The sequence below is a fragment of the Roseobacter weihaiensis genome, from assembly GCF_020622345.1.
Classification (GTDB): Bacteria; Pseudomonadota; Alphaproteobacteria; order Rhodobacterales; family Rhodobacteraceae; genus Roseobacter; species Roseobacter weihaiensis.
The window spans coordinates 1-1,820 of record NZ_JACNMO010000069.1 but is presented as its reverse complement, the minus strand read 5'-3'; the positions used below and the strand labels follow the sequence as shown (position 1 = coordinate 1,820).

Below are 1,820 nucleotides of genomic sequence, written 5' to 3'. Positions count from 1 at the left end.
AAAGCTCACTGCTCAATTTGAAGCGCGAGACAAAGCGGGGCGCTCCACGTCCATTCCGACACATGCGTGCAGCGGCCCAACCGAACCGGGCCTACAATGACTGCGAAGAGAAGCGTGACCCGGATGAAGGACAGCGATCCCTATAGGACGGAAATGACACAATGAAATGAACTTGACCCAAACGCCCGATTAGAGAAGCAGACTTCGCTTTGGTCCCATCCAATGACCGCTTTTGATAACCGGAGAAGAGTCCAAGTCAGTTGTCAGCCGTTGTATTGTGCATCTCTTCTCCCTATGTGCTTTCTATCCGAAATGGAGATTTCATGTCCCGGTAAGAAAGGGAGGCAGCGCGCCTCCCGGTGCACATAGAACGTGTGAAACAGCTCCGTCCCTTTGAAGCGGACGGCAATTTCTGATGTGCACACTCGTTTCCTATCATCAGCGCCCAAGCAACGCCTGGGCAAGAGACATGAAAGTGTACACCCCATGACACGGGATTACTCAAATTTCCTTCCGCAGCGCGCACGCGACGCGGGATCACACGCCAATCTCAGCCCTCTTCAGGCACTGGGATGGCAACCCTTCTTCACCCAGCAAATCAGTGTGGACGATTTGAACGCGACACCTCCCGTTCGCGTAGTCGAAGTGCATCGCAACGGGCTGCACGTTCTTGGTGACAACGTTGATACCATACTTCCTCCGATATCGGATGTGACTGTCGGTGACTGGTTGATGCTGAATCCTTCGCACCCGCGATCCAGTCGGGCACTCGAGCGCACAAGCCTAATCAAGCGGCGCGCACCCGGCACAGACCGGCAGGAACAACTGATCGCTGCGAACATTGATACTGCCTTTGTTGTCACGTCCTGCAATCAGGACTTCAACGTGGCAAGGCTAGAACGCTATGCCGCTCTCGCGTTTGAAGCACGGATAACACCCGTAATCGTCCTCACAAAGACCGACCTCGTGACGGACGCGCAAAGCTACATCGATACCGCACGCACGGTATCGGATATGATCGACGTGGTCGCCCTTGACGCTCGTGGAAATGCCCCCCGAACAGAGCTGATCCAGTGGTGCAAGCCAGGCAAGACGGTGGCGTTTCTCGGTTCATCTGGCGTTGGTAAATCGACGCTGACCAATGCATTGCTCGAGAGCCAATCTATCGAGACCCAGGCCATTCGCAAGGACGATGCGAAGGGTCGGCATAAGACGACAAGGCGTGAGCTTCACGCGATGCCCAATGGCTGTCTGATCCTGGATACCCCCGGTATGCGGGAATTGCAGCTCACCGATGCGGCGGAGGGCATCAATGACCTTTTCGCCGATATTCGGGAGCTGGCCGCAGGTTGTCGCTTTAACGACTGTCAACACGAGACCGAGCCGGGATGCGCTGTTCTGAAGGCCATCGAACAAGGTGCTCTCGAGGCTGTTCGGCTGGGGAGATGGCGTAAACTCTTGGCCGAAGATGCTTTCAACTCGGCCAGCCTTGCGGAACGCAGGTCGCGAGACAAGGCATTCGGGAAGATGGTTCGCAACGTTAAAAAACTTAAGGACGTCAGGAGGTAAGAAGATGGCGCAGTCAAAAGTCGGTCAAATCGTATGGCATGACCTGTTCACATCGAACAGAGACCGTTCGATGGCGTTCTACGCCCGTGTCGCCAACTGGACGTATCAGATCGAACATTCAAAGGACATGGCGTATCTGCTGAGCGCTCGGCTTCAAGGGCATTGAGAACGGCTAATGTCGATCTCAGAAACCTTGAGCTGAAGGAGAGACGACCATGAAAAACTACATTGGTTTAGACGTATCGCAGACC

2 protein-coding genes are annotated in these 1,820 nt (G+C 54.7%); both read left to right on the top strand.

The annotated features are described in order from the left end of the window. Positions 1 to 486: 486 nt before the first annotated feature. Complete coding sequence (gene rsgA, locus H7847_RS26520) at positions 487 to 1,569, top strand: ribosome small subunit-dependent GTPase A (RefSeq protein WP_227272713.1); 1,083 nt, start codon at positions 487 to 489, stop codon at positions 1,567 to 1,569. A 4-nt stretch (positions 1,570 to 1,573) separates the two neighbouring features. Next, positions 1,574 to 1,735, top strand: coding sequence for a VOC family protein (locus H7847_RS26515; protein WP_227272711.1), 162 nt, complete (start codon positions 1,574 to 1,576; stop codon positions 1,733 to 1,735). Positions 1,736 to 1,820 lie beyond the last annotated feature (85 nt).

What these genes read in the sequence shown, in the direction of transcription:
- rsgA (WP_227272713.1), top strand. Translation starts at nt 487, where the DNA reads ATGACACGGGATTACTCAAATTTCCTTCCGCAGCGCGCACGCGACGCG.
- H7847_RS26515 (WP_227272711.1), top strand. Translation starts at nt 1,574, where the DNA reads ATGGCGCAGTCAAAAGTCGGTCAAATCGTATGGCATGACCTGTTCACA.